This is a genomic window from Mesorhizobium sp. WSM4310, from assembly GCF_007003935.1.
In the GTDB taxonomy this organism is placed as follows: domain Bacteria; phylum Pseudomonadota; class Alphaproteobacteria; order Rhizobiales; family Rhizobiaceae; genus Mesorhizobium.
The window spans coordinates 187,931-213,776 of sequence record NZ_VFTA01000008.1 but is presented as its reverse complement, the minus strand read 5'-3'; the positions used below and the strand labels follow the sequence as shown (position 1 = coordinate 213,776).

Annotated in this window: 31 protein-coding genes and 2 pseudogenes; 16 read left to right on the top strand and 17 right to left on the bottom strand. The window is 63.2% G+C overall.

The genetic code is table 11. From position 1 onward, the window contains the following. Window positions 1–35: 35 nt before the first annotated feature. The 3 genes from FJV80_RS12090 to FJV80_RS12080 form a co-directional block, all read right to left on the bottom strand. Window positions 36–458, bottom strand: a complete 423-nt coding sequence (locus tag FJV80_RS12090; protein WP_142876459.1) for a DoxX family protein — start codon at window positions 456–458, stop codon at window positions 36–38. Window positions 459–635: 177 nt separating this feature from the next. After that, the gene (gene fumC / locus FJV80_RS12085) at window positions 636–2,033 is read right to left on the bottom strand and encodes a class II fumarate hydratase (RefSeq protein ID WP_095770919.1); all 1,398 of its coding nucleotides are present in this window, start codon (window positions 2,031–2,033) and stop codon (window positions 636–638) included. Window positions 2,034–2,289: 256 nt separating this feature from the next. Next, window positions 2,290–2,802, bottom strand: coding sequence for a cupin domain-containing protein (locus FJV80_RS12080; protein ID WP_142876458.1), 513 nt, complete (start codon window positions 2,800–2,802; stop codon window positions 2,290–2,292). A gap of 110 nt (window positions 2,803–2,912) precedes the next feature. Between FJV80_RS12080 and FJV80_RS12075 the strand changes: the two genes are divergently transcribed. After that, entirely contained in the window at window positions 2,913–3,878 is a 966-nt protein-coding gene (locus tag FJV80_RS12075) for a LysR family transcriptional regulator (RefSeq protein WP_142876457.1), read from the top strand. Window positions 3,879–3,889: 11 nt separating this feature from the next. Here FJV80_RS12075 and FJV80_RS12070 read toward each other — a convergent pair whose 3' ends face one another. Further along, on the bottom strand, window positions 3,890–4,663 hold the full coding sequence (locus FJV80_RS12070; RefSeq protein ID WP_142876456.1) for an SDR family oxidoreductase: 774 nt from the start codon (window positions 4,661–4,663) through the stop codon (window positions 3,890–3,892). A gap of 147 nt (window positions 4,664–4,810) precedes the next feature. Beyond that, window positions 4,811–5,449, bottom strand: coding sequence for a transcriptional regulator BetI (gene betI / locus FJV80_RS12065; RefSeq protein ID WP_095788337.1), 639 nt, complete (start codon window positions 5,447–5,449; stop codon window positions 4,811–4,813). Window positions 5,450–5,544: 95 nt separating this feature from the next. Between betI and choX the strand changes: the two genes are divergently transcribed. Next, window positions 5,545–6,483 carry a choline ABC transporter substrate-binding protein gene (choX, locus tag FJV80_RS12060; RefSeq protein WP_142876455.1) on the top strand — a complete coding sequence of 313 codons (939 nt, stop codon included), beginning with the start codon at window positions 5,545–5,547 and terminating at the stop codon, window positions 6,481–6,483. Further along, complete coding sequence (locus FJV80_RS12055) at window positions 6,480–7,316, top strand: alpha/beta hydrolase (protein ID WP_142876454.1); 837 nt, start codon at window positions 6,480–6,482, stop codon at window positions 7,314–7,316. Before choX ends, FJV80_RS12055 begins: the two co-directional genes overlap by 4 nt. Here the strand turns inward: FJV80_RS12055 and FJV80_RS12050 are convergent. Then, complete coding sequence (locus FJV80_RS12050; RefSeq protein WP_348643960.1) at window positions 7,313–8,164, bottom strand: NIPSNAP family protein; 852 nt, start codon at window positions 8,162–8,164, stop codon at window positions 7,313–7,315. The two genes, FJV80_RS12055 and FJV80_RS12050, sit on opposite strands and share 4 nt — an antisense overlap. Before the next feature lie 80 nt (window positions 8,165–8,244). Between FJV80_RS12050 and FJV80_RS12045 the strand changes: the two genes are divergently transcribed. Beyond that, complete coding sequence (locus tag FJV80_RS12045; RefSeq protein ID WP_185973420.1) at window positions 8,245–8,799, top strand: TetR/AcrR family transcriptional regulator; 555 nt, start codon at window positions 8,245–8,247, stop codon at window positions 8,797–8,799. Window positions 8,800–8,932: 133 nt separating this feature from the next. After that, a pseudogene (locus FJV80_RS12035) lies at window positions 8,933–9,282 on the top strand (D-amino-acid oxidase); the annotation flags it as partial. Between the two features lie 38 nt (window positions 9,283–9,320). On the opposite strand, the gene FJV80_RS12030 reads toward FJV80_RS12035, so the two are convergent. Further along, window positions 9,321–9,914, bottom strand: coding sequence for a hypothetical protein (locus FJV80_RS12030; RefSeq protein WP_142876452.1), 594 nt, complete (start codon window positions 9,912–9,914; stop codon window positions 9,321–9,323). Window positions 9,915–10,048: 134 nt separating this feature from the next. Here FJV80_RS12030 and FJV80_RS12025 point away from each other — a divergent pair, with 134 nt between their 5' ends. After that, window positions 10,049–11,182, top strand: coding sequence for a metallophosphoesterase (locus tag FJV80_RS12025; RefSeq protein WP_095770590.1), 1,134 nt, complete (start codon window positions 10,049–10,051; stop codon window positions 11,180–11,182). Window positions 11,183–11,238: 56 nt separating this feature from the next. Here the strand turns inward: FJV80_RS12025 and FJV80_RS12020 are convergent. Beyond that, window positions 11,239–11,426, bottom strand: a pseudogene (locus tag FJV80_RS12020) (CsbD family protein). A 165-nt stretch (window positions 11,427–11,591) separates the two neighbouring features. Here FJV80_RS12020 and FJV80_RS12015 point away from each other — a divergent pair. From FJV80_RS12015 to FJV80_RS11985, 8 genes are all read left to right on the top strand, one after another. Beyond that, complete coding sequence (locus FJV80_RS12015) at window positions 11,592–12,260, top strand: glutathione S-transferase family protein (RefSeq protein WP_185975187.1); 669 nt, start codon at window positions 11,592–11,594, stop codon at window positions 12,258–12,260. A gap of 46 nt (window positions 12,261–12,306) precedes the next feature. Next, window positions 12,307–12,636 (top strand): YciI family protein, encoded by a 330-nt coding sequence (locus tag FJV80_RS12010; protein ID WP_245437705.1) that lies wholly within the window; start codon window positions 12,307–12,309, stop codon window positions 12,634–12,636. Between the two features lie 501 nt (window positions 12,637–13,137). Further along, the gene (locus FJV80_RS12005; protein ID WP_142876451.1) at window positions 13,138–13,347 is read left to right on the top strand and encodes a cold-shock protein; all 210 of its coding nucleotides are present in this window, start codon (window positions 13,138–13,140) and stop codon (window positions 13,345–13,347) included. A 386-nt stretch (window positions 13,348–13,733) separates the two neighbouring features. Further along, the gene (locus FJV80_RS12000) at window positions 13,734–13,961 is read left to right on the top strand and encodes a hypothetical protein (RefSeq protein WP_095770917.1); all 228 of its coding nucleotides are present in this window, start codon (window positions 13,734–13,736) and stop codon (window positions 13,959–13,961) included. After that, window positions 13,961–14,368: a hypothetical protein gene (locus tag FJV80_RS11995; RefSeq protein WP_010915422.1), complete on the top strand. Its 408-nt coding sequence runs from the start codon at window positions 13,961–13,963 to the stop codon at window positions 14,366–14,368. Before FJV80_RS12000 ends, FJV80_RS11995 begins: the two co-directional genes overlap by 1 nt. 1 nt (window position 14,369) lies before the next feature. Further along, window positions 14,370–14,534, top strand: a complete 165-nt coding sequence (locus FJV80_RS34505) for a hypothetical protein (RefSeq protein WP_181167851.1) — start codon at window positions 14,370–14,372, stop codon at window positions 14,532–14,534. A gap of 4 nt (window positions 14,535–14,538) precedes the next feature. Next, entirely contained in the window at window positions 14,539–14,919 is a 381-nt protein-coding gene (locus tag FJV80_RS11990) for a YkgJ family cysteine cluster protein (RefSeq protein ID WP_142876450.1), read from the top strand. Window positions 14,920–15,024: 105 nt separating this feature from the next. After that, on the top strand, window positions 15,025–15,636 hold the full coding sequence (locus FJV80_RS11985) for a LysE family translocator (protein ID WP_095770916.1): 612 nt from the start codon (window positions 15,025–15,027) through the stop codon (window positions 15,634–15,636). A gap of 14 nt (window positions 15,637–15,650) precedes the next feature. On the opposite strand, the gene FJV80_RS11980 is transcribed toward FJV80_RS11985, so the two are convergent. Genes FJV80_RS11980 through FJV80_RS11970 form a run of 3 tightly spaced genes read right to left on the bottom strand, consistent with a single transcriptional unit; the run spans window position 15,651 to window position 17,546 of the window. Further along, complete coding sequence (locus FJV80_RS11980) at window positions 15,651–16,037, bottom strand: nuclear transport factor 2 family protein (protein WP_095770585.1); 387 nt, start codon at window positions 16,035–16,037, stop codon at window positions 15,651–15,653. A 15-nt stretch (window positions 16,038–16,052) separates the two neighbouring features. Next, on the bottom strand, window positions 16,053–16,502 hold the full coding sequence (locus tag FJV80_RS11975; protein WP_142876449.1) for an OsmC family protein: 450 nt from the start codon (window positions 16,500–16,502) through the stop codon (window positions 16,053–16,055). A gap of 33 nt (window positions 16,503–16,535) precedes the next feature. Next, window positions 16,536–17,546 (bottom strand): NAD(P)-dependent alcohol dehydrogenase, encoded by a 1,011-nt coding sequence (locus FJV80_RS11970; protein ID WP_142876448.1) that lies wholly within the window; start codon window positions 17,544–17,546, stop codon window positions 16,536–16,538. Window positions 17,547–17,644: 98 nt separating this feature from the next. Between FJV80_RS11970 and FJV80_RS11965 the strand changes: the two genes are divergently transcribed. After that, on the top strand, window positions 17,645–18,253 hold the full coding sequence (locus tag FJV80_RS11965) for a TetR/AcrR family transcriptional regulator (protein WP_095770915.1): 609 nt from the start codon (window positions 17,645–17,647) through the stop codon (window positions 18,251–18,253). 2 nt (window positions 18,254–18,255) lie between these two features. On the opposite strand, the gene FJV80_RS11960 is transcribed toward FJV80_RS11965, so the two are convergent. The 6 genes from FJV80_RS11960 to FJV80_RS11935 form a co-directional block, all read right to left on the bottom strand. Continuing rightward, window positions 18,256–18,696 (bottom strand): TadE/TadG family type IV pilus assembly protein, encoded by a 441-nt coding sequence (locus tag FJV80_RS11960; protein ID WP_095791682.1) that lies wholly within the window; start codon window positions 18,694–18,696, stop codon window positions 18,256–18,258. After that, the gene (locus FJV80_RS11955) at window positions 18,693–19,298 is read right to left on the bottom strand and encodes a TadE/TadG family type IV pilus assembly protein (protein ID WP_246688950.1); all 606 of its coding nucleotides are present in this window, start codon (window positions 19,296–19,298) and stop codon (window positions 18,693–18,695) included. The genes FJV80_RS11960 and FJV80_RS11955 overlap by 4 nt, the downstream gene beginning before the upstream one ends. Beyond that, window positions 19,295–21,364, bottom strand: a complete 2,070-nt coding sequence (locus FJV80_RS11950) for a TadE/TadG family type IV pilus assembly protein (RefSeq protein WP_246688949.1) — start codon at window positions 21,362–21,364, stop codon at window positions 19,295–19,297. Before FJV80_RS11950 ends, FJV80_RS11955 begins: the two co-directional genes overlap by 4 nt. 349 nt (window positions 21,365–21,713) lie before the next feature. Continuing rightward, a complete protein-coding gene (gene groL, locus FJV80_RS11945; protein ID WP_095770579.1) occupies window positions 21,714–23,369 on the bottom strand; it encodes a chaperonin GroEL in 1,656 nt (551 codons plus the stop codon). Between the two features lie 62 nt (window positions 23,370–23,431). Continuing rightward, the gene (groES, locus tag FJV80_RS11940) at window positions 23,432–23,728 is read right to left on the bottom strand and encodes a co-chaperone GroES (RefSeq protein ID WP_010915433.1); all 297 of its coding nucleotides are present in this window, start codon (window positions 23,726–23,728) and stop codon (window positions 23,432–23,434) included. A gap of 177 nt (window positions 23,729–23,905) precedes the next feature. Then, entirely contained in the window at window positions 23,906–24,532 is a 627-nt protein-coding gene (locus tag FJV80_RS11935) for a TetR/AcrR family transcriptional regulator (protein ID WP_142876447.1), read from the bottom strand. 125 nt (window positions 24,533–24,657) lie between these two features. On the opposite strand from FJV80_RS11935, the gene FJV80_RS11930 reads away from it, so the two are divergent. Then, complete coding sequence (locus FJV80_RS11930; protein WP_142876446.1) at window positions 24,658–25,842, top strand: MFS transporter; 1,185 nt, start codon at window positions 24,658–24,660, stop codon at window positions 25,840–25,842. Window positions 25,843–25,846: the final 4 nt, after the last annotated feature.

The window sequence follows — 25,846 nt, the reverse complement described above, 5'->3', positions numbered from 1 at the left end:
CCCCCCCCGCTTCTGTCGAGGCCTGGGAGGGAGGTTCAGCCGCGCTTGGCGTCGATCGAATAGGCGCCGGCGCCCGATGAAGCCAGCAGCAGGAAGCCGCCGGTGATGGCGAGGTTCTTGAGGAACTGGATCATCTGCATCTGGTCGGCCCAGCCGGTATGGGCGACCAGCCCGGTGGCGACGGTGAAGATCGCGAGCACCCAGGCGGCGACACGGGTCTGGAAACCGACGAGGATGGCGAGGCCGCCGAGTAGTTCAATCAAGCCGACGACCACAGCCGTTACGGTCGGAACGGGCAGGCCGAGGCCGCCAAAGTAGGCAGCAGTGCCAGAAATGGCGGTGAGCTTGCCGAAACCGGAAAGCAGGAAAATGATCGCGAGCAGGATGCGGCCGAGCAGGATGGTGACAGAGCTGTTGGACGCGGTGCCGGCGCCGGCGGCGGAAGTGTTGATGGACATGGTGTCTCTCCGAATGGGTTGAATGACCCTCAGATAGACGATAGCGACTGTTCACCAAAGCCGCCGATGCGGCGACACATTGTTCACAGGCTATACATTTCCGTGAACGGCGAAAAGGCGCGAAATTCGTGTCGGGTGATGCGGAGGCGGGAGCAAATTCTCCCGCCGAAAAGCACCTTACCCCGGATGCGTCATGTCCTCCGGCCGCACCAGCCGGTCATAATCGGCCTCGCTCACCAGCCCGGTGGCCAGCGCTTCCTCGCGTAGCGTGGTGCCGTTCTTGTGCGCCGTCTTGGCGATCTTGGCGGCGTTGTCGTAACCGATGGTGGGCGCAAGCGCCGTCACCAGCATCAGCGAGCGGTCGAGCGCCGCCTTGATGTTGTCCTCACGGGCCTCGATGCCGACGACGCAATTGTCGGTGAAGGAGACCGACGCATCGGCAAGCAACTGCACCGACTGCAGGAAGTTGTAGGCCATCAGCGGATTGTAGACATTGAGCTCGAAATGGCCCTGGCTGCCGGCGAAGGTCAGCGCCGCATTGTTGCCGAACACCTGCACGCAAACCTGCGTCATCGCCTCGCACTGCGTCGGATTGACCTTGCCCGGCATGATCGACGAGCCGGGTTCGTTTTCCGGCAGCGACAATTCGCCAAGGCCCGAGCGCGGGCCTGAACCGAGGAAGCGGATGTCGTTGGCGATCTTGAAGAGTGCTGCCGCCGCGGCGTTGATGGCGCCGTGCGAGAACACCATGGAATCATGTGCCGCGAGCGCCTCGAACTTGTTCGGCGCGGTGACGAAGGCGATGCCGGTGATGGCGGCGATGCGATCGGCCACCCGCTCGGCGAAGCCGACCGGTGCGTTGAGGCCGGTGCCGACGGCGGTGCCGCCTTGCGCCAGTTCCTGCAGGCCGGGCAGTGTCATTTCGATGCGCTTGATCGAGGAGGCGACCTGCGCGGCATAGCCGGAAAATTCCTGGCCCAGCGTCAGCGGCGTGGCGTCCTGCGTGTGGGTGCGGCCGATCTTGATGATGTGGTTGAAGGCCCGGGCCTTGGCGTCCAGCGCCTTGTGCAGGTGCTTCAGAGCTGGCAGCAAATCGTGCACGATGCGCTCGGCGCAGGCGATGTGCATGGCCGTTGGATAGGTGTCGTTCGACGACTGGCTCATATTGACGTGGTCGTTGGGATGCACCGGCTTCTTCGAGCCCATGGCGCCGCCCAGCATCTCGATCGCCCGGTTGGAGATCACCTCATTGGCGTTCATGTTGGACTGCGTGCCCGAGCCGGTTTGCCAGACAACCAGTGGGAAATGGTCGTTGAGCTTGCCGTCGATAACCTCTTGCGCGGCCGCGATGATCGACTTGCCGATCGCCGGATCGAGCCGCTTCAACTCCATATTGGCTTCCGCCGCCGCCCGCTTGACGATGCCCAGCGCACGCACGATCGATGCCGGCTGCTTTTCCCAGCCGATCTTGAAATTGCCCAGGGAACGCTGCGCCTGCGCGCCCCAATAACGGTCGGCGGCAACCTCGATGGGGCCGAACGTATCGGTTTCGGTTCTGGTCTTTGCAGCGGTCACGGGTCTCTCCTTGTCGAAGTCGGCAACGGCGTATCGCGTTGCACAAATGGCTTCAAGCGAAGATTGCGGGTGGGCCGGATGCAAATCGGTTGAAGGAACACCTCCGCCTTCTCCCGTAAGGAAAGAGTGCGGAGGCGCGCGTCGGTTTGCCGAGGCGAATGTCCTGAACGACCAATCAGGCTAGGGCATGATGTCGAAAAGTGTGACGCGGTTTTCGGATGACATCATGCTCTATTCCTTTGAGTTAGAGGCGGATTCAGATTTCAGGTCGATTCGACCTGAAATCATCCGGCTCTAGCGGCGGACCAACAACGTCGATGCCATTCTTTGCGCAGAGTTGCACCAGTGCCGCGATGAGTTCCGGCGTCGGTTCCATTTGCGGCGGCAGCTCCGGCCGATCGGCGCGGCGGCCCGCCTGGCGCAGAAGTGTTTCGAAATCCGTACCGCGTGTGATGGTCAGGGTGTTCGCCCCTTCGCGCGACTCAACCCGGTAGGTGTGCGGCAGGCCTTTCGGTGCGATGACGGTTTCGCCGGCGTCCGCGATGCGTTCGCGGCCGTCGATCTGAAAGCGCAATCTTCCGTCCAGTATGTGAAACACTTCGTCTTCCCGGCGATGTACATGCAGCGGCGGAGAGTCGCCGTAAGGCATGCGATGCTCGACGACGCAGATGCCGTCTTCTCCTGCGGTCGATGCGACGTGGATCGCCACAAGCGTGTTGTTGAACCAGAGGAGTTCCTTGCCTGTGATCGTCCCGGGGGTCATTGTCATGGCTGTCTGATCCTTCTGTTGCCTGTGCCGACTGGGCTGTGCCGACGACGACCTAACCAAAGACATGCCGGCAACGGAAATCGAATGATCATATGGGGCGAATTGATCTGATGAATTTGAACGCGCTCGACCTCAATCTCGTCAAGGTTTTCGACGCACTCCTGCGGGAAAGAAGCGTTACGCGTGCCGGCGAGCAGATCGGCCTCAGCCAGCCAGCCGTCAGCGCTGCGCTCAATCGCTTGCGGTATATCCTCAACGACCAGTTGTTCGTGCGACGTGGCAATGAAATGATGCCGACGCCGCGCGCCGAGAGCCTTGCGGAGCCGTTACGCGCGGCACTTCGCGAAATCGAACGTGTCTTCCAGTCCTCAAAAAACTTCGAACCGGCGGAGCTCGACCGAACTTTCACGCTCATGGGGGCGGACTTCTTCTCCATGCTGCTGATGCCGTTTCTGGCGGCACGCATCGCTGCGATAGCGCCTCGCGTGTCGTTCCGCTTTCTGGACAGTGCACGCGGCGACGTTTCGCGGCTGCTTCAGGACGATGAAATCGACGCAGCGCTCGAGCGTCCGCTGGAGGTCTCCGACTGGGTCTCAAGCACGCCCCTGTTCCATTCACCATTCGCCATCATCGCCGCGCACGACAACGCTGCTATCAGGCAGGCGGGGATCGCGGAAGGCAAGCCTCTGCCGATCGAGCTTTTCTGCGAGTTGCCCCACGTCCTTCGCTCTATCGATGGCTCGATGTCGGGCTCCACCGACGAGGCGCTTCGCAAGATCGGGCGAACGCGTCGTGTAAGCCTGGCACTGCCGCACTTTCAGGCTGTCGCATTGGCAGTGGCTAACGGAAACTACCTCGCCGCGGTTCCCACGCAGTTCGCGGTTTGGGCCGCGAAGACTTTGCCCCTCGTCATCTTTGAACCGCCACTTCCCATTGCGGTTCCTGAAGTCAGGATGTACTGGCACGCCCGCCACGACGACGAGCCACCTCATCGCTGGGTTCGCAACCAGATCCTGGAGGCGATCGGTGCTCTTGGATTTCTGGCAAGCGTCGCCACTGAAATTGTCGGCGCCTAGCGGCCGGGCACTCAGCCCGCCGTGTAGCCGCCGTCGATCGCGAAGATCCCGCCGCTCGTCCAGGCCGCCTCGGCGCTGGCGAGGTAAACCGCCATCCCGGCGAGGTCGTTCGGGCGGCCGATGCGGCCCAGCGGATAGCTGCGTTCGACATAGGCCTTCAGCTCGGCCTTTGCCTCCGCTGGCAGGTTGTCGACGGTCCTGCGCCGCATGGCGGTGTGGACCGTGCCAGGCGCGATGGCGTTGACGCGGATGCCGCGCGGGCCGAGCTCGAAGGCCAGCGATTTGCTCAGCGAGTTCAACGCGCCCTTGGACAGGGAATAGAGGCTCGATGGCCGCTTCGGGATCATCTTGCTGGCGAAATAGGAAGAGATGTTGATGATGGATGCACCGGCGCCGAAATGCGGCAGCAGCCCCTGGGTGAGGAAGAACGGCGCCGTCACATTGAGCGCGAAGGAGTGCTGGAACTGCGCCTCGCTGACGCTCTCGAACGGCAGGAGGTAGGCGACAGCGGCATTGTTGACGAGAACGTCGAGCGGCTGGCCGGTCCCTTTCACGTGTTCGACAAGAGTTGCGATGCCGGAGCTGGCGGCAAGATCTGCGGATCGCGTCTCCACCGCGCCGGGCGAGCCGAGAGCTGTCAGCTTCTGACGCGCGGCGTCGAGCTTGCCGGCGTCGCGGCCGGCGATCAGGACATCGGCGCCCTCGCGCAGGAACGCCTCGGCGATTGCCAGGCCGATGCCGTCCGAGCCGCCGGTCACCAGCGTGCGCTTGTCCAGAAGTCTCATTGGGCACTCCGAGGTCGCCTTGGCCAATGCCAGAGCACTGCATAGTCGCGGCCCTGGTCAAGCAGCCGGCCTATCCCACGGTATGAACTTCGCAGGTTGCCGATGCTCGGATGGGACAGTGCGCCCAGCTGGCAGGCCAGGGCAAGTCTACGCGCCGACGGTTGCAGGTTGGTGCATGGCCAGGCGCGCGGCAACGAAATCCTTGACCTGGCGGATCGCCTGTTCGCGCGAGACGCTGCCTGGTTCCAGGCCGAGCCGCAGCCAAAGCCCGTCGATCAGCGCGGTGACGCCAAGCGCGATGTCGCCGGCATCGCCGGGCGAGGCAAGGCCGTGCAGGCCGGACAACAGGTTCGAACGCATGCGCGCGTGCAGCACCTTCTGGATACGCGCCAGCTTCTCGTCGCGCGGCACCTCGGCGCACAGCGAAAGCCAGGCATGGCAAAGCGGCGGCAGGAACAGATGTTGCTCGAAATTGCCGTCGATCACCGCGTCGAGCCGCTCCATCGGCGTGCGCGCCTGGCGAAGCCGGGCGACGACGGCGTCGCGCAGCACGGCGTTGGCCTCCCGCATCGCATGCTCGAACAATTCCTGCTTGTTGCGGAAATAGTGCAGCACGATGCCCTTGGAGGCGCCGGCGTGGGCGGCCACCTTTTCCAGAGTAGCACCCGCAATGCCTTCGCGCTCCAGCACCGCGAAGGCAGCCTGCCGCAACTCCTTGCGGCGTATGTCGCTGAGGCGCTTGAGTTTCACGGCTTCCATCCAGGTGTTGCGAATCCATGTTGACATTTTCGTCCGCTCAGATCAACAATTGACCAGTGGGACAATAAAAAGACCAATTGGTCAATCCAACGATGACGACCGTGATGACGAGGAGAATCGAAATGGTCCGCATGCTTGCAAATGGCATCTGTCTTGCAGCCCTGATGTTGTGCGTTCATACGGCTCAGGCGGCCGAGGCCGAGCAGTGCAGGGTGGTCCGCATGGCCGAACCGGGCTGGAACGATCTTGCCTTCACCACCGGCGTCGCCAACGTCCTGCTCGATGCGCTCGGCTACCAGCCGCAAAGCTCGGTGCTGGGCATCAACGTCATCTACGAAGGCATGAAGAACAACGACCTGGACTTGTTCCTCGGCTATTGGGACCCCGCCATGGTCACCTACTACGAACCCTACAAGAAGGATGGCTCGGTCGAGAACGTCCGCGTCAATCTCGAAGGCGCCAAATACACCTTCGCCGTTCCGACCTATGTCTGGGATGCCGGCGTCAAGGATTTTGCCGACCTGCACAAATTCGCCGACAAGTTCGGCAAGAAGATGTACGGCATCGAGCCCGGTTCCAACCAGTTGATGATGGATGCCATCGCCGACCCGTCGCTCGGTCTTGATGGCTGGCACGTGGTCGAGTCGAGCGAGGCCGGAATGCTTTCCGAGGTCGGCTATGAGATCAAGGAAAAGCAGTTCATCGTCTTCCAGGGCTGGGCCCCGCATCCGATGAACACCATGTACGATTTCAAATATCTGACTGGCGGCGACAAGTTCTTCGGTCCGAATTTTGGCGCGGCAACGGTGACGACGCAGGTCCGCAAGGGCTATCTGCAGCAATGCCCCAATGTAGCGCAGTTCCTCAGGAATCTCGCCTTCGACATCGATTTCGAGAATGTCGGCATGGGCTATCTCATCAATGACGGCATGAAGCCGGAGGACGGGGCGCTGAAGGCGATCACGGCGAACAAGAGCCGCCTCGACGCCTGGCTCGCCGGCGTCACCACCTTCGACGGCAAGCCCGGCCTTGCAGCCGTCAAGGAGAAACTCGGCCTTTGACATCGGTCACGCTGGAAGCGGCCTCGGATCCCTGCGCGGAGCAGAATGCCTGGGCCGGCCGCAAGCAATTCATCAATTGCGGCGGCCTCGAGATGGCCTACGTCGAGATATCAGGCGCCGAACCGGCGCTGGTTCTTGTGCACGGCTTCACCGACACCAGCCGCAGCTTTTCGCTCCTGGCGCCGCATCTGGCCGGCCGCCGGCTGATCATGCCCGACCTGCGCGGCCATGGCGCCTCGCCGGCGGGCAAGGGCTTCGGCATCGCCGACTTTGCCGATGACATTGCGGGCCTGATCCGGCATTTGCACCTCGATCGGCCCGTTGTGGTCGGCCATTCGCTGGGCGCCATGGCGGCCGTCGCCTTGGCTGCGCGGCACAACGACCTCATCGCCGGAATGGTGGTGATGGCCGGCACGTTGAAACCCGATTTCGCATCGGATCATCCCCTGGTCGCGGGGGTGCAGGCTCTGCGCGATCCGATATCGCCGACCGACCCGTTCTATGACTGGTGGCATGACTGCCGGCCCGGCGTGCCCCAGCCATTTCTCGCCTGCCTGGCGAAAGACGCATCGGCCATGCCCGCGGCGCGCTGGCGCGCCATCGTGGACGAGATCCGCCGCGCCGACCTGACAACTGCGGCACAGGGAGTGCGAACCCAAACACTGATCATCGCCGGCGCGTGCGACCCGCTGTTCGGCGATCAGCACCAACAGGCGCTTTCGCGTTGCCTGTCGGAGGCACGCCTCGTGCGTGCCGAGGCGTGCGGCCACAATCCGCATTGGGAGGACCCGGCCTTTGTCGCGCGGGCCATCACCGGGGCATTCGACGCCTAGCGCCCAACCAGGGATCGCGACGTGGGCGACAGCCGCAAGGTCTCGGTTGGTTTGGTCAGATCAAGCTGAACTGCCCGCAAAAAGCGCTGCCATGCCGGCGCGGCGGCGAGGGCGGCTTCCTGGCTTGCATGCGCCTCGGCGCTGTCGAACCGGGCGACGGAAACGAAGACGTTCTCGCTGGCCCGCACCGGCAGCCGCGGAAAACTGTTTTCGGCATGTTCGGTGACAAAGGCGGCGAGGAGGCGCACGCCGGGCGCCTTCATCAAGGGCGCCGCCTCCGCCGCGAACCGACTGGCGAATTCGGCCTCAGCTCCTGATCGCAAGTGGTGAATTCGGACGACAACAATGCCGCCCAAACGGTTCTCATTGCTGGAGTTTTCGTGCTCGGCAGAAAGCGGCCGCTGAAGTCCTGACAGGTCGAAGCCGGCGCTCGGCCATGCCGGCTTCAGCAGCAGCACATCGTCCGAATCGATCATCGTCGCATTGGCCGCGTCGCGGTGCGCCGCCCAGATCGTGCCGTCGTAGAAGGCGGCCAGCGCCTCCTTGCGTGTGTCCATGCTGTCGAAGCCGCGCAGCCAGACGAACATGTCCGGACGGTCCAGATCGCGGAACTGGCCGATGATGGTCATTCCAGCCGCCTCCTGGCTTTCGATGAACTCGCGGTCAAACAGGGCAATCAATGTTTCGCGCTGCCCGGGCCTCAACGTGTACTGCCGCAATTCGACGACGGGCGAGGCAAGCATTGCAGCCTGCGGAGCGGCGTTCAGGGGCAGGTTCATCGGAAGTCTCCAAAAAACAGGGTGATCATCCTGTTTATAAACAAACCGGTTGTCCTGTTTTGTCAACATGCTATTCTCTGGCTATGTCAGCAGAGACGACCATTCGATCTGGCCCAAGGCCACGAAAGCGCGTCAACGACCCCGAGGGCATGCGCTGCAAAGTGCTCGACGTCGCCGAGGTCGCGTTCCAGGCGCGCGGCTATCACGCGACCAGCTTCGGCGATCTCATGACAGCGGCAGGGGTCAGCGGCGGCGCATTGCATCATCACTTCCCGACCAAGAAGGCGCTGGCCCTGGCGGTGATCGAAGAGCGTGTGGCGGCAGCGGTCGAGGAGACATGGATCGCGCCGATAGTGGCAGCGGTTTCGGCACGCGAAGGAGTGCGGGCTGTGTTCGAGGCTGTCGCGGCGGAACTGGAACAGCAGGGTTTCGTGCGCGGCTGCCCGCTCAACAATCTGGCGCATGAACTGTCGCTCGCCGATCCGGATTTTCGAACTGCCCTTGCCGGCATCTTTGCGGCATGGCGCCAGGCGATCGCCGACAAGATCAGAGCCGACCAGCAGGAGGGCGGGGAGCAAGGCACCGATCCCCAGCATTTTGCGGCACTTGCCGTCGCCAGCTATTCCGGCGCCATGTCGATGGCCAAGACGGCGCAGGACGCGACCATGCTGCGCGACTGTCTGGCGGCACTCGGCCAAGCCTGAGCCGCAGCTAGGCGCGCTTGATGATGGCGTTCGGGGGCGGACCTACCGAGCCGCGCTCGAAGATCGATGTTGGCAAAATGAGCCTTTCGGCCCGTCGCTGATCTCCCTTCAATCGCCGGATGAGCAATTCCGCGACGGAGCCCTCGCGCTCGATTCCGCCTGGTCTGAAGAAGAGGTGATGGTCAATTCGGACGGCACCTATAGCGTAAAGGCTTCGACCATTCAGGGCTTCTCAACGAGGCCTCGAATGTCATCGAGGGACATCCAAAGTTGGAACTGCAAAGCTACGGTGTCGGACCCAAGCCGATCCCAGGAGACGGCGAGCCGGTCTTCGGCCAGTTGAAGGACATCCAGGGGTATTATGTTGCCTTCAGCCATAGCGGCGCAACGCTTGGCCTGATCGCGGGCGAGTTGCTTGCCGGCGAGATCGCGGGCGGCATTGAGCATCCGCTGCTTGCGAACTTCCGCCCAAGCCGCTTTTGATCAGACCCGTCCAAAGGCTTCCTGCGCGCCATGGACCTCTACTCGGCCAGCGGCTTGATCGTCTCGTAGCCGTTGACCGATTCCGCGCTGGTGCCTTCATCATAGCGCCGGGCAAGGGAGGCTTGCAGATCGGGCGCATAGAGCGCGGTGAACGTGTCGAGCGTCTCGCCGGCTCCGTTCTTGAAGGTCTCCTTGACCGCCAGGACGTTGTATTTGCAGCCGCCGAGGCTGAAGGTTTCCTTGCCCTTGACGACCAGGATCAGCGTCTTGGTGGCCTTCGGCTGCTTGTCCGGCGACAGCTCGACGAACTCGATCGTGCTCTTGGCTCCCGCCTTTAGCGGAAACAGTTTTCGCAGGTCGGAAAACGGGATCATTGCCAGCCGGCCGGTGTTGCTGTCGCGAAAAACCTCGATCAGGCCGGCATACAGGAACTGCTTTTGCGGTGATTGCGACTCATAGCTGTTGGCGACGGAGATCATCCCGCCCGCGGCGGGCCGAAACTCGCTTTGGATGCCTGGCCTCGCCAGAATGAACCCGTTTTTCGCGGACTTCGCATCGACGCATGGACCGGCAAACGCAACACTCGCCGGCAGCAGAACCGCCAATGCCATGCCGATAAGCGCGCGCTTCATGACGCTCCTCCGTTTCGTGCGAATACAAGTGCAGGTAGAAATTGACAGACGTTCATGGCGATGTCGATGGTCAAGGCAGTGACGGTATTGCCGAAACTGGACGGACGGACGTCGCCTGTGCTGAAATTCCGCCGATGATGAATCACTGGGCGCCACAATTGCTTTCACGACGCAGCTTTCTGATGCAGGCCGCGGGTCTTGTCGCGGCCGGCGCGCTTTCACGCCCGGCGCTCGGACAGACCGGGCAGCGCATCCAGCCCATCGATGCCACCTTCCTGTTCATCGCCGATGTCCATGCCTGCCGGATGGCGAGCGGCCTCAGCCCCAACTGCCGGCAGGAGGGCAAGACCGACGTCGCGCTGCTGCGCAATGTCGCGGCGCTGAATGCCGTCAATGACAAGCACTGGCCGGCCGAGATCAACGGCGTCGCCACCGGCTTGCGTTCGGCCGGCAACCGGATCGGCATGCCGCTCGGTCTTGTCGTCGGCGGCGACATCACCGACGATGGCGGCGGCCAGATCACCCAGCCGAGCGAGGGCACGCAGCTGCTGCAGTTCAGCCAGCGCTATAGCCAAGGCGTTGGCCCGGATCGTGTCCACATGCCGGTCTATGTCGGGCTCGGCAATCATGATCTCGACCAGAACGGTCCGCCGCATCATGTCGATTGGTACCGGCGTGAACTGCGCGACTACGTCGAGGTCAACCACCGCCCCGGCGTGTTCTTCAAACCACCTGTGCCGGCCACCAGCTACGATGTCGACACCGACTGCTATTCATGGGACTGGGGCGGCCTGCACCTTGTCCAGACGCATCGTTTCACCGGCGACATCGGTCATGGCGCCGATTCGAGCCTGCCTTGGCTCAAGCAGGATCTCGCGACCTACGCGGCGGATGGCCGCCCCGTCATCCTGTTCCAGCACTATGGCTGGGACATTTTTTCGACGGAGCGGTGGGATCCTGCCAAGCGCACCTATGACGATGACGGCGCCGGTGCGCCGCACTGGTGGGGCGAGGCCGACAGACAGGCGCTGCTGGCGGCGCTGAAGGGCTACAATGTCGTCGGCATCTTCCACGGCCATCAGCATGACACCCCGCTGATCTACCACCGTGACGGGCTCGACCTGTTCAAGCCGAAGGCCGCTTATATGGGAGGGTTCGCCGTGGCCCGGGTGACCAGCGATGGCATGGACGTGGCGCTGGGCGAGGCGACCGACGACCATGGCGAGGTCACCTTCACCAACGCTTTCAGCAAGGGCTGGAGCACTTGAAAAAAGCGGCCCTGGCGGCCGCCTTTCCGATTGCCACGACATGTCTCGATGCGGGATCAAAGTGCCTTCCTGACTTTGTCCTTCACGTCGCCATAGGCCTTCTGCACCTTGCCGGCGACCTTGTCGGCCATGCCCTCGGCCTGGGTCCGTCGGTTGCCGGTCGCCTTGCCGGCGGCCTGTTTGACCGCGCCCTTGACCTGCTTGGCCAGACGGCGACCTGATCCTTGTTCACCATGTTCCGCATCTCCTGGAAGTTTGAATTCGGGGGAATTCGTCCGCCGCGAACAAACGGGCCGCCGTCGATTAAAATCCAGGCGCTGTTGCGGAATAGGATGACTGCGCGACCCGCTTCCGGTGGCAAGGCTGGCGGGATAGGTTGCGCGGACGCACCGCGCGCATGGAGAGAAAAATGGCGGAGTTCACGCTCTACATCGGCAACAAATGCTTCTCCTCGTGGTCGCTCCGGCCATGGGTGGCGATGAGGCATCTGGAGATACCATTCGAGGAAGGTTTTGTGCGGCTGCGTACGCCCGAGACCTTTGCCAATCTGGCGAAAGTGTCGCCGACCGGTCAGGTGCCCGTCCTGAATCACAAGCCGTTGCAGGGAGGGAGCAGGATCGTCTGGGAAACCCTTGCCATTCTTGAGTATCTCGCTGACCTGTTTCCCGAGAAAAAGCTCTGGCCGACCGGTATCGGCGCCCGTGCCTTGGCGCGCGCGGCGGCGACCGAGATGCATTCCGGTTTTCGCGAGGTGCGCTATGGCTGGCCGATGAATTTGCGGCGGCCGAAGGTGCACAAGCCGCTCGACGCCGAAGGGGAGGTGCAGCGGGCACGCATCGAGGCGCTATGGCGCGAATGCCGCGAGAAATACGGCAAGGGCGGTCCGTTCCTGTTTGGCCATTTCACCGCGGCCGATGCCATGTATGCACCGGTCGTCACCCGCTTCGACACCTATGGCGGCGAGCTCGCGCCCGAGACCAGGGCCTATGTCGACGCCGTGCTGGCAATGCCGGCGATGCGGCACTGGTATGCGGAGGCGGCGAAAGAGCCATGGCCGGAGCCGGGGCCGGACGAATAGACCGAACGACGGACAGCAATCAGGTTTCGCTCCTGGAGGAGGACCGATGGCCAGCAACGAAGCACCACGTGAAGCTGCGACGACAAGGATCTTCCATTGCCGGCTGATCCCGCCGCGGCCGGACTTCGCCTTTACCATGACGGACGAGGAAAGGGAGCTGATGAGCCGGCATGCCGACTACCTGCGCGCCAAGCTGCGCGAGGGCACCATGATCTTGGCTGGCCCGGTCGCCGATCCGGCCGGTCCTTGGGGCCTGCTGATCCTGCGTGCCGGCAGCGAGGCCGACGCAAAGGCGATAACCGATGGCGATCCAGTGGCAAGGTCAGGCCGCGGCTTCCGCTACGAGATCCTGCCGATGATCAGCACGATCATGTAGGGCGACACCGAAAGCTAACGGTCCGGCTCCGGCCACAGCGCCTCCAGCGTGCGAGCCCCGCTCGGCCGCCACCGTGATCCGGGAGAGGGCCTGACACAAATAAGAACGCCCCTCGCACCGGTTATTGTGCGGGAGGCGTCCTTTTGTCAGCACTCCTGAGATCGCTCTCTGAAACTGCTGACCCCAATGAAATGCGCTGGCAGGGGATTGGTTCCGGGGGTGGTGTGATTTTTTTGGGAGGAGCCTGGCCTTTCTGCCGTTCATCGGTTGAGGCTCTATTCGTGTGACAACCTGAAATTGAAGCCGGGCTTTTGGAAAACCAGAAATTGACTCGGCGGCAAAAGCAGTCTAAAAGAACTATGTCGATATTTGTTTGACCGACTTTTGTTATCCGCGCACGCATGCGCGCCTTTGACGAACTTCCCCATCAAAAATCGAGACAAAAATCGCTGTGCAGTCGCACCGCGATTAACGAATATTTGCCATGGAAAGGGTTCGTTTATGAGCATCGGCACAGTTAAATGGTTCAACGCCACCAAAGGTTTTGGTTTTATTCAGCCTGACGACGGCTCGGCCGACGTTTTCGTCCACATCTCGGCCGTAGAGCGCGCCGGCATGCGCGACATCGTCGAGGGCCAGAAGCTTGGCTACGAGATGGTCCGCGACAACAAGTCGGGCAAGATGTCCGCCGACCAGTTGAAGGCGGCCTGAAGAACGAATTCAGCCCTCCCGGTGACCACGGATGTACTGGCACCGGTGCAGGGCGAATTCCGACGCGTGGCCCTGGAAACCTGAGTTTCCAAGGCGCATCATGCGCATGAGAGGAGCGTTTCCTGCGGATCCAGCCCTGTGCATTCTTCTGGATGTCACTGGATGCGCGGTACTCCCCAGGGAAGGTCAGGCGGTGCCTGGCCTTTTTCATATTACGCCTGCTGCCGCCGAAAATGCGCTGCGCATCGGGCTGAACGTGCTAAGGGACGGCTTGGCAATTTGAATCCGCCGCCGTATTGCCCCGATGCCGTGTTGCTTTGTGCGTGGTCCCGACCGACGACCCGGTCTCGCCCTACCGGCACCAGGCTCCTGACAGGAGAAAGATTTTGACCGACCATTCGAAGACCGCCGCCGATCCGGCGGTGTCGCTGTTCAGCAAGACGCAAACCCAGTCGATGTCGCTCAACCGCATCCTATCCGAGCGCGACGCCGTCAGCGAGGCGCGGGAAGCCAAGACGGCCCGCTTGCGCGAGCTGCGCCTGGAAAAGGAAGCCGAAGAGATGGCGGCGGCCGCCGCACTTGCGGCGCGCCCGAAAAGAGCCGGAAAACGCTGATGGCCACCAAGCGCGTACCGCCAACGCCGATCGCGGCCGATGCGACCATCGCCGACATGGTCGAAACCCTGGACAAGCCGGTCGAATATGTCCGGCGCGTGCTGGAAAAACTCGAGCGCTGCAAGCGCGCCCATGGCGATGCCCAGGTGCGCGTCGGCGTGCGCGGCCGCGCCGAAGCCCCGAACTACCTGATAGAATACGTTCGCGAGGACAAGAAGACCCTGGAGCGGGTCACCTATCAGGATGCCGCCTATAGCGGCAGCACCCATCGCGAACTGGCGCCGCATCACATCGCGGAAGCCAGGAACTGGTCGCCAGAGGAAATGAACATCACGGCGGTTTCGGCGCTGATCGGCCGCTTGCGCAATCCACGCGCCCCATCATCGCGTTTCGCCGACGAGGACTGACATGGCCATAAAATTCTCCGCCAAGGACCAGCCGGCGGCGCCGGCTCCCGCAGCAAAGCCCGCCAAGCCGGCCGCCGCGAAGGCCAGCGAATCTGCCGACCCCGCGACCGATCTGTTCAAGTCACCGGTCGAAGCGCCGGCGCGCAAGACAGGCAAGAAGAAATAGCACCTTGCCGCGGGACGCCGATCGCAATCCTGCCGCGCCGGGGCTGCCCGCCCTGGCCGCTGCCGCAAGCCTTTCCTCACAACGTGACGCCTCGCCGCTCTTCGACTGCCAGAGCTGCGGCGCGTGCTGTTCCTATTCGGCCGAGTGGCCGCGTTTCTCCACCGAGGATGACGCGCAGCTCGAACGCATTCCTGAAAAATATGTTGCCCTCGACCTGTCCGGCATGCGCTGCGAGGGCGTGCGCTGTTCGGCCCTGACCGGCGAAGTCGGCAAGTCGACCGCTTGCGGCATCTATGAAACGCGCCCGGATGTCTGCCGTGCCTGCATGCCTGGCGACGAGGAGTGCCTGATGGCAAGGGCCACGCACGGGCTGGCGGTGGGGTAGTTCCATCCCCCGCTTTGCGGCGCAAGGAAAACACCAATCGCCGTCGCTTGCCTCGACTTGCACCACCCGATAGCTTCCTTGCCGGGCAGGGCCGTGGAGGAAATCATGAGCATCGAGTTTCTGTTGACGTCGCTGATCGTCGTTGCCTCGCCCGGCACCGGCGTTCTCTACACGCTGAGTGCGGGACTTTCGCGCGGTGCGCGGGCTTCGATCATTGCCGCCTTCGGCTGCACGCTCGGCATCATCCCGCATATGGCCGCTGCCATCACCGGCCTTGCGGCGCTGCTGCACACCAGCGCGGTCGCCTTCGAGACGCTGAAATATCTCGGCGTCGCCTATCTCATCTACATGGCCTGGAACACGCTGAAGGAGAAGGGCGGCCTCAGTGTCGAGGATAATGTCGCGCCGCGCTCGGCCGGCAAGGTGATTGCCACCGGCATCCTCGTCAACGTGCTCAACCCGAAACTGTCGATCTTCTTCTTCGCCTTCCTGCCGCAGTTCGTCAGCACCACCGAGCCCAATGCGCTGTCGAAGATGCTGGAGCTCAGCTCCGTCTTCATGCTTTTGACCTTCGTGGTTTTCGTCGGCTACGGCATCTTCGCCGCTTCGATCCGCCGCCATGTCGCCTCGCGGCCGATGGTGCTGACCTGGATGCGCCGAACCTTCGCCGGTGCGTTTGTCATGCTCGGCGCCAAGCTGGCATTGGCTGACCGGTAGCGGCGACCGGCCAGCTATCCCTTCACATAGCCCATCGCCTCGACGATGCGTCCGTCCTCTACACGCATGAGATTGACGCCACGGACGGAGTTACCGTCGGCCATCCAGTAGCGCCAGCGGATGGTCGCCCGGTCGCCGGCGACAAAGGTCTCCTCGAGGTCGAAGCGCGTGCCTGGCTGGGTGGCGATCGCCGACCACAGCTGGACGCATGCTTGCCGCCCCGCATGACGCGCGCCATCAGGCGCCGGCACGGTGTTTTCGATGACGCATTCTTCGGCAATCAGTTCGGGAAGTGCGGACGGGTCGTGCAGCTGGAACACGTCGTTGAAGCGCCGCATGATCTCGGCCGTCTGTCCGGAGCGGTCGTCTGGGTTGAGAGTGATAATGCTGTCCTGTTTCATCTCGTGCTCCTGATGTCAGTGTGCCGTGGTGGTGGTTGCGAGGAGCTCGGCCTTGAGCGTGATGGAGGCCACGCCGGCCAGGGCGCGCGAAACGAGGCATGTCGTTTTCGCCCTCTCCGCGAGGTTCTGGAATTCATCCGGAGCAAGCCCCGGAATCTCGGCTTGCGTCTCAAGCTCGATGCGGGTGATCGTCGGTCCCGCGGCGGCTGCGCCGAGATGCACCTTGGCGACGGTGCTGATGCTTGTCGGTATGTGGTGGGCTGTGCCCAGTATGGCGCTCAGGGCCATAGAAAAGCAGCCGGCATGCGCCGCGGCGATCAGCTCTTCCGGGTTGGTGCCCGGACCGTTTTCGAAACGCGACGGGAAGGAATAGGCGCCTTCGAAGACCCCGCTGCCGAGCTTCACCTTGCCCGAACCCTCTTTCAGCGTCCCTTGCCACCTCGCCTGGGCTTCGCGAATTGTCATTGTCGTTCTCCTTTGGTTTGAGGCATCGATGGGTCAGGCGCCGTCGACGACCACCTTTCCGAAGACGTCGCCCTGCTGGAAATAGCGATAGGCATTGCGGGCCTCGCTGAAGGCAAAGACCTTGTCGATGACGGGCGACAGGCGGTGCTGCGAAACAGCGCGCAGCATAGCTTCGAGATTGCTCCGGTTGCCGACGAAGAGGCGGCTGATGGTGGCGAGGCTGCGCTGGTAGACTGCCGCCGGGATCTGGATCGATCCGCCTTTCGCATCCTGCAGCGTGAGCAGCACGATGTGTCCGTAAAGCGTGCTGGCGATCAGCGACTGCGCGAAGGTCGCCGGGCCACCGGTCTCGACGACGAGATCGATGCCGCCGGTCTGGTCGCGGACGGCCGCACCCCATTCGGGCATGTCCGACGTCGAGATCACAAGATCGGCGCCCAGCATCCGTAGCCTGTCGGCCTTCTCTGCGCGCGAGGTGACGGCGGCGACGCGGCAGCCGAGCAGCTTGGCGAACTGCAGCGCAAAGAGCGAGACGCCGCCTGAACCGATGACTAGAACCCATTGGCCTGGCTTTGGAATTCTGGCACTCGTCACCGCGTTCCAGGCGGTCACGCCGGCGCAGGTCAGCGTCGCCGCCTCACGCCATTCGAGATGATCGGGCAGGCGCACCGCCCATTGTTCGTCGAGAACCGCGTATTCCGCCAGCATGCCGTCCAGCGTGCAACCGAGCTGGTCGATGAGACCGGCGTTGATGCGGCCGTCGATCCAGCGGGCGAAATAGCTGCCGGTGACACGGTCACCGACGGCGAAGCGGGTGACGGCATCGCCGATGGCGACAACGTCGCCAGCCCCGTCGCTCAATGGAACGACACCCTGGCGCGGCTGCAGCGGATAGGTGCCGTTGAGGATCATCGTGTCGCGGCGGTTGAGCGAGGCGGCACGGACGCGCACCACGATTTCGTGCGGTTTTGGCTGAGGCTGTGGCTCGTCGCGCATCACCAGGCATTCGGTCCCGCCCGACCCGTCAAGACGATAGCTGCGCATGGTGTTGCCTCCAATATGTAGACTGATCTACATATTATGTAGACCGATTGTCATATTCTGCGCAAGGCCTATAATGATTGCTGCTGACAGAGGTTGACATGGCGAACGACACCCGCACCCGCATACTCGACACGACCGCGCTGCTGCTCCGGCAGCGCGGCTATCACGGCACATCGCTCAACGACATATTGAGCGCCAGCGGCGCGCCGCGCGGTTCGCTCTACTTCCATTTTCCGGGCGGCAAGGACCAACTGGTGATCGAGGTGACGCGTGACAGCGTTGCCGGGGTGACGGCGAGACTGGGCGAAGCGCTGGCCGCCGAAAGGGATCCTGCGGTGGCGGTCCATCATATCTACCAGGCGGTGGGGCGCATGCTGGAAGACAACCAGTTTTCGCTCGGCTGTCCGATCGCGCCCGTCGTGCTGGACTCACCGACCGACGTGCCGGAGCTGGCGGATTTGTGCCGCGCGGCCTTCGAGCAGTGGATAGGGCTGTTGCGTGAGGCCTTCGTCAGGGCCGGAGTGCCCGAACGCCGCGCCCACGCTCTGGCGCTGCTGGTCGAATCGTCGCTGGAAGGGCTGATGGTGATCGCCCGCGCCACCCGGGACCGCGCCCCGCTACAGGCGGTGGCGGACGAGGTCGCGGCGCTGATCGAAGCCGCGGTGCTTGCCGGCGAGGTTCAGCGACGCGCGGAGGCCGGTGTCTGAAGTCAAGCCCCCTGGTTCGGGAAGCAGGCGCTGGCGCTGAGGTTCGGGCCGTTAGCCAGCGACGTCAGGAAGGCCGGCAGCACGGTCGTGAATTTGTAGGAAACCTGGACGCTCGAAAAGCCGGACAGGCCCGAGCAAGTGGTGTTGTTGCTGACGGTGATGTTGGCGTTGCTGAGCACGATGCCGTCGGTTGCCGCCCGACTGCTGATATAGCTGATGGCGCTGGCGGCATCGTAGACGCCGTTCTGCGCGCATCCGCTCTGCAGCACGCCGACGCAACGCGCCCCTGCCGCGGCGATTTCATTCAGCACATGCTGGGCCCAGTACATGCGGCCGAACTCGAACGTGCCCATCAGCACGAGCAGCAACGGCACTGACAGCAAGGCGAACTCGACGGCGTTGGCACCGGATCTGTCGCGCAGGAAGGATCGGCGGCGGCTCATTGCGGCTGCGCCACCGACTTGACCGTGATGTTGCCGTTGCTGACGATGCCGAAGCCGCCGAAAAGCGGCGTATAGGGTTTGCTGGCCGTGATCGTTACGAATTTCCCCGCAATGCCGCCGCCACTGCAGATGCTGCCGCATGCCATCGGGGTGCTCCAGGCCACGGCCCCGGAACTGCCCGGGCAATAGCAGAGATCGGCATTGGCGACGGTGCCGCTCTGGGTGGCCGTGGATGTGGTGGCATTGTAGGCAAGTGCCGCACCGTTGTTGATGACGACCTGAATGCTGCCGCCATTGCCGCTCAGACCGCTGGTGACCACCGTCGCAATGTTGCCGGCCAGCGCGCCGCCGCCGGTGGAATTGACCTTGTCGCCATTGAGCAGCGCATAGTTCGAACCAGCCGAAACCGCCGAGCTCAGTTCGAATTTGGCCTTCAATGAGCCGCCTATGTCGACGGTTCCGGCCAGGATGACCAGCAGAACGGGGCTGACCAAAGCGAACTCGACCGCCGACACGCCGGTTTTCTGGCGCCGCAAGAAGTCTGTGAACGCGAAACGCCGGCTGGCCGACAAGCCGCGGCTTGGGCGTGACTGCTTGCTCATTGCACGAGGCTCACCTTGCTGCTGCCACCGGCACTCGAGGCCGCGATGCATTCCGATGCGGCTGTGGTGCCGCCCGATAGCGTGATGCGTGAGCCGATCATCTGCAGGCACTTGCTCGGGTCGGTGTTCGATCCCAGCACGCTCGAGCCGCCATTCATGATGATCGGGCCATAGGGAAAATAGAATGCGCCCGATATCTGGGCGTTGGAGCCGCCTTCGGCGAAGGTCGCGCCGCCGGTGTTGGAACTGCCCGTGGGGCCGATCACCGCCAGCTTCGCCGTCGCTCCCGACTGGGGTGCGGTGAGCGCGATGTTGCTATAGCCGGCGGCCACGCAGAAAACATAGCCGTTACAACTTCCCGAACTGGATTTGGCCTTGCCTGACAGGACAAGCGTCACATTGGCGCCGCTGACGCTGATCGTGCTGCCGTTGCAGTTGGCGCTGCCGCCGCCATTGCCGCCCAGCGCGAAATAGCCGTCCACGGTGTAGACGCCGGCGCCGAGCAAAATGGCGCCCGAGCCGATGAAGTTGCCGGCGATGTCGTGCTGCGCCGCGACCGGGACCACAAAGCAGCTGCCGCCGCCGCCGCCGTTCACATTGCCGACGACCTGGAAAACGCTGCTGGCGCCCGTCGCATCGGCCATGATCGTTGTCGAACCGCCGCCGAGCGTGATCGCGTCGCCATTGCTGCCTGGCCCGATCTTGTAGGAATTGGTCGTGCCCGAGCCGAAGGTGAGCGTTCCGGTGTTGGTATAGCCGCCGGGGAGCTCGAAAGTGCTCGGTCCACCAAAGGTCAAGGCGGACGCGTTGCAGATGCTGACCTGTCCCGAGCCGTTGCAGGCAGTGTCGCTGCGGCCGATCTTGTAGGTGCCGGCGCCGAAGGTGGTGGTGCCGTAGCCGGTGGTCAGCCCCTTGGCGAAGTTGAACGTGCCGGCGCCAAAGGTCGTTGTGCCGGCGGCGGTCACCTGCTTGCCGAAATTGTAGGTGCCGGCCCCGAACGTCGTGGTTCCGGCCGTGGTGAGGGTCTTGGCGAAGTTGTAGGTGCCTGGCCCAAAATTGGTGGTGGCACTGGTCGTGAGATCGCCGGCGATATTGTAAACTGTCGTTGCCGCGCCGCTTGTAGCGAAGTTGAGGTTGATGCCGCCGCCGATGGTGACGGTGCCCAGGTTGACCGTGGTTTTGCCGCCGCAGTCCAGCGTCCAGGTCGATGACGACGATGCCCAGCTGGCGGTGCAGCCGAGCGCGTTCGCCTGGCCTTGGGTGGGGCCTGTGTTCCAGCCGAAGTCGATGTTGTTGCCGTTGGGAGTGGTTGGCGCTGTTGGCGCGGCTGTCGTCGAAAGCGCCGCAACCGTTGCAATACGGGCCACGGCGGCCGTGACCGCGGCATTGCCGGCCAGCGGGTCGGGGGTGGATTTCTTGGTGATCACCGCGGTCGCCCCGCCTGGGCCGGTGATGCCGTTGCAAGGCTGGCTCGGGGCAGCGGCGGAATTGTAGTTGACGCCGAGCGCCGAAATGCTGGTGCCGCAGGGGACGGTCACCGTGTTGTTGGAAGAGACGGTGCATTTCTGCGCCGAGATCGAGGTACCGCCGCTCAGCGTCAGGCCGGTCTGCGTGCCGTCGAGCGCGAGCATGCATCCGGGCGTTTGCGGCTGCGCACCAAGCTCGGCCACCGAATTGGCATAGATCTGCAATTGCTGGCGATCGTTCAGGACGCGTGCCAGGAACAGCGTCCTGTAGGTGTTGATCGACACCGAAACCGCGTTGACGCCGGTCGTTTTCGGGGAGGCGACCAGGCTCACCTGTACATTGGCGGCGGGAACGCCGTTGAGCACCGCGACGCCGACGGCGGTAGCAGTCATCTGCGAGGTGGACTTGTTCACATTGTAGGCGAGGGCGCCCGCATAGGCCGACAGGTCGGCCACGCGCTGATTGTCGGCGCGCTCGACGAGGGCTGCGCCATATTCGGTCACCAGGGCGGCCGTGCCGATCAGGACCGGCATCACCAGTGCCGAGATGATCAGCACGTTGCCGTCACGGTTTCGCAAAAATCGCCGGAAAAATTGCATCGATGGTTACCCGACACGCCGCACGCGGAGCAACCTCGCCATGCTCCCGCCCTTTAGTAATCGCGAATGTGTTAAAAAATATTGTCTGACAAATTCATCTAGCGCCGTCAAAGCTTAGTCGAAACCTCTGATTTTGCTGGAAAACTGCTCAAGAAAGGGGCGAGTGCCCCGTCGAGTGGTGCAGACCTCGATGGTCGCTACCGTTGCAGGAGGCAAAGAAAAAGGGCGGCATCGCTGCCGCCCTTTCGTATGCATAAGCCAGGTGGCTTGGATTAGAAGTCCATGCCGCCACTCGAGCCCGCTTGCGGGCTCGAGCAATGTAAGTTGATGGGCGTGCTTTATGGACTTCTTAGAAGTCCATGCCGCCCATGCCGCCCATGCCACCGCCGCCCATGCCGCCAGGCATGCCGCCGCCAGCCGACTCCTTCTTCGGAGCCTCCGCGATCATGGCTTCGGTGGTGACGAGCAGGCCGGCGACCGAGGCCGCGTCCTGGAGAGCCGTGCGGACAACCTTGACCGGATCGACGATACCCATGGCGATCATGTCGCCATATTCGCCGGTCTGGGCGTTGTAGCCGAAGGTCGCGCCCTTGTTCTCAAGGATCTTGCCGGCAACGATCGAGGCTTCCGCACCGGCGTTAGAGGCGATCTGGCGGGCCGGAGCCTGCAGAGCGCGACGCACGATGTTGATGCCAGCGGCCTGGTCGGCATTGGCGCCGGCAGCCTTGATGTTGGCCGAAGCGCGCAGCAGGGCCACGCCACCGCCGGCAACGATGCCTTCTTCCACGGCCGCGCGGGTCGCGTTCAGCGCATCGTCAACGCGGTCCTTCTTTTCCTTGACTTCGACTTCCGTCGCACCGCCGACGCGGATCACCGCAACGCCGCCCGCCAGCTTGGCGAGACGTTCCTGCAGCTTCTCCTTGTCGTAGTCCGAAGTGGTCTCTTCGATCTGCTGCTTGATCTGGGCAACGCGGCCCTGGATCTCGGCCTTCTTGCCGGCGCCGTCGACGATGGTGGTGTTCTCCTTGGAGATCGACACCTTCTTGGCGCGGCCGAGCATGTTGAGGCCGACATTCTCAAGCTTGATGCCGAGGTCTTCCGAGATGACCTGGCCACCGGTGAGGATGGCGATGTCTTCCAGCATGGCCTTGCGCCGATCACCGAAGCCCGGAGCCTTGACGGCGGCGATCTTCAGGCCGCCACGCAGCTTGTTGACGACCAGCGTGGCCAGGGCCTCGCCTTCGACGTCTTCCGAGATGATGAGCAGCGGCTTGGAGGTCTGCACGACGGCTTCGAGAACCGGCAGCATTGCCTGCAGGTTGGAGAGCTTCTTCTCGTGGAGGAGGATGTAGGCGTCCTCGAGATCAGCGACCATCTTGTCGGCGTTGGTGACGAAGTAGGGCGAGAGATAGCCGCGGTCGAACTGCATGCCCTCTACGACTTCGAGTTCGGTCTCGGCGGTCTTGGCTTCCTCGACGGTGATGACGCCTTCGTTGCCGACCTTCTGCATCGCTTCCGCGATCATCTTGCCGACCGACTCGTCGCCATTGGCCGAGATGGTGCCGACCTGGGCGACTTCCTCGGAGGTCTTGATCTTCTTGGCGGCCTTGCCGAGCGCCGCGACGACCTCGGTGACGGCCAGGTCGATGCCGCGCTTCAGGTCCATCGGGTTCATGCCGGCGGCAACCGACTTGTGGCCTTCCTGGACGATCGACTGCGCCAGAACGGTCGCGGTCGTGGTGCCGTCGCCGGCGATGTCGTTGGTCTTCGAAGCAACTTCGCGGACCATCTGCGCGCCCATGTTCTCGAACTTGTCCTCAAGCTCGATTTCCTTGGCGACGGTGACGCCGTCCTTGGTGATGCGCGGGGCGCCGAACGACTTGTCGATGACGACGTTGCGGCCCTTGGGGCCGAGCGTGACCTTCACCGCATCGGCGAGGATGTTGACGCCACGCAGCATGCGCTCACGGGCATCACGGGAGAATTTTACGTCTTTAGCAGCCATTTTTAGCTCCTGGCAGGGGCTTGCGATAAAGCCCGGAATTCAGTTGACGGTGAGGCCGATGATCAGCCGATGATGCCCATGATGTCGGATTCCTTCATGATCAGAAGGTCTTCGCCATTGAGCTTGACTTCGGTGCCCGACCACTTGCCGAACAGGATGCGGTCGCCAGCCTTGACGTCCAGGGGGACCAGCTTGCCGCTTTCGTCGCGCGCGCCGGAGCCGACGGCGATGATCTCGCCTTCCTGCGGCTTTTCCTTGGCCGTATCCGGGATGATGATCCCGCCGGCGGTCTTGGATTCGGATTCGACCCGGCGAACGACCACGCGGTCATGAAGCGGGCGGAACTTCGACTTTGCCATTTTTTCTTCCTCGAATGAGAACGGTGAGAAACAGTTCCTCCGTCCGGCGAAGCCGGACATATAGTTAGCACTCACCAAGGGCGAGTGCTAACGTGGCGCTGAAATAGGCCGCCGACCTGCGAGAGTCAAGGCGCGCGGCAGCCTCGAAAGGCGGTAATTTTTTCCACGGATTGCGGCTTAGAGAAACAACCGCAACTGCGTGTGGATGATCGACCGGTAATCCTCGATGGTCCGGCGGCCTTCCGGCTGGCCCTGCGCGAGCGCCAGGCGCACCACGCCACCGGCGAGCTGGAAGATCAACAGGACCATGCGTTCGAACTGCTCATGCTTGCCCGGCTCGATCAAGGTGGTGACCTGGTCGCAGAACATCCTGGCCTGATGCCGGGTTTCGGCGATGTCGAGATTCTTCAGCGCCTTGTCGGCCTGGATGGCGTTCTGCAGGTCCTGGATGGCCGGATCGCCGGCGACGCGGCCGAGGTAGTCGTCAAGCAACCGGTCGGCGGCGGCGATGACGTCCTTGGCTTCGCGGACATCGGCGAGGATATCAGTCAATCGCGCGCGGCTCACCTCCGAAAACCGCTCATAGAGCATCGCCAGGATCGCCGACTTGTTGGGGAAGTAGTGATAGACGGTGGCGATTGGTCCGCCCGCCAACGCGCCGACTTCCTTCATGGTGACGGCGTCGATGCCCTTCTCGCCGATCAGCCGCATGGTCGTCGACAAGATGGCATCGATGCGCTCGCGGCTGCGCTCCTGCTTGGGCTTGCGCCTCGGTTCGGTCGCTGTTCGCCTTGCTTCCACCATACACCGGTCTTTCGCACGAATTGCCAAATTCTGGTTGACAAAAAATATGATCAAGTATCAGTTTCTAAAATACTGACAGATTGTCAGCTTTTTTGCCGTGCGACAAGGGACGTTGGGAGGCGGCTTTGGCATCTGGTGACGCGCATGCCGGAAGCGGCGACTGGCTGGTCGGCAATCCGACCGGCGGGCAGCTTGCCTCGGCGCTGTGGATCGGCTCGGTCGGCCTGCTCATTCTCGGCCTGCAGCCAGTGCTGCTCGGCGCTCTCTACACGGAGGGCCATGTCAGCGGCGACGAACTGGCGCTGGTCGCCACCGCCGAGATGATCGCCATTGCCATCGGTTCGGCGATCGTCGCGATGCTGCTATCGGCCCGCAACATGCGCTGGAAAAGTGCGGTGCTGCTGCTCCTGCTGGCGCTGGCGAATGTCTGGACGGCCTATGCCGCCGGGGCCAATGCATTGATGGCGGCACGCGCCTTGGCCGGCCTTGCCGAAGGCGGGCTTGTCGCGGTCGCCACCGAGCTGATCGCCCGTTCGCGGCGCGCCGAACGCATCGGCGGCTTTTTCGTCACCATGCAGACGCTGGCGCAATGCGCGCTTGCCCTGCTGCTGGCGCTCTATGTCATCCCGGCCGCCGGATCGGCCGGCGGCTTCCTCATTCTCGCGGTCGTCTGCGTCCTGTCGCTCATCGTCGCCTTCGTCGTCCCCACCGATTACGCCATTCTGCCCAAGGACGAGAACCTCGCCAATGTGCTGACGATTCCTTCGATTACCGCCCTGTTGTGCGTCTTCTGTTATTTCATGTTCTTCGGCTCGGTCTGGGCGTTTCTGGAACCGGTTGGCGCCCAATTCGGCATTGACGGCCGCACAGTCGGCCTGATCGTCTCGGCCAGCCTGGCGGTTCAGGTCCTGGGCGCGATGACGGCGACCGTGTTCGAGGCGCGCATCGATTATCGGGTTGCCATCGCACTCATTGGCACTGTCGCGCTTGTCGCCTCGCTCGTGCTGGCCAGCGGACCTGGCCTCACCACCTTCTGGGTCGCCGCCCTGGTCATGGGTTTCATTCTCCTGTTCATCGTGCCCTACCAGATCCGCCTGGCGATCACGGCCGATGACACCCGCACCGCCGTGCTCCTGGTGCCGGCCGCGCAGCTCTTCGGCCTGGCGATCGGGCCGGTTGCGGCGTCGCTGCTCATCGACGGCAAGGATTTCCGCCCGGTTCCGGAATTCGCTGCCGGCAGTGCCTTGGCCAGTGTGCTGTTGCTCGGCCTGTTCATCCTCGTGGCGCGGCGTCGCCGGGTTGTTGCGTGAGCGC